This is a genomic window from Candidatus Nanopusillus massiliensis, assembly GCF_920984865.1.
The window spans coordinates 438,585-438,996 of record NZ_OV100765.1; the positions used below are offsets into that span (position 1 = coordinate 438,585).

At 20.9% G+C, this 412-nt stretch carries 1 pseudogene; it reads left to right on the top strand.

What is annotated here, in order from left to right:
* Nucleotides 1-7: 7 nt before the first annotated feature.
* A pseudogene (locus LUA84_RS05395) lies at nucleotides 8-343 on the top strand (hypothetical protein).
* The last annotated feature ends 69 nt before the right edge of the window (nucleotides 344-412 follow it).

Genomic DNA, 412 nt, shown 5'->3' on the forward strand with positions numbered 1-412 from the left:
AAGAAGAATAACAAGGAAAGGAACATCAAAGATAGAAGATTCATTTATAGTAAAAACAAATGATGGATATGAAGTGAAAATAAAACCATTAGNTATTACAAGATTTAAAGCACATAAATAATAAAGAGCTGAAATAAGAAAAACATATAGAAAATATTTAGAAGAAAAAGTTTCTTCATTAAAATATTATGAATCAATTGAAAAGGTAATAAATTATGATTTACAAAATGAGATAAAACCAACATTAAATAAAATATTTCCTGTTAGTAATGTTGAAATAAGGAGAATAACAAAAATAAGTCAAATTAAGCAGGAAATTACACAAACAGTAGAAAATAAATAATTATTTTTTAATTTCTATTAAAAATCCTTTAAGATATGACAATTCTTTATGAGGAAATATAACTTTATG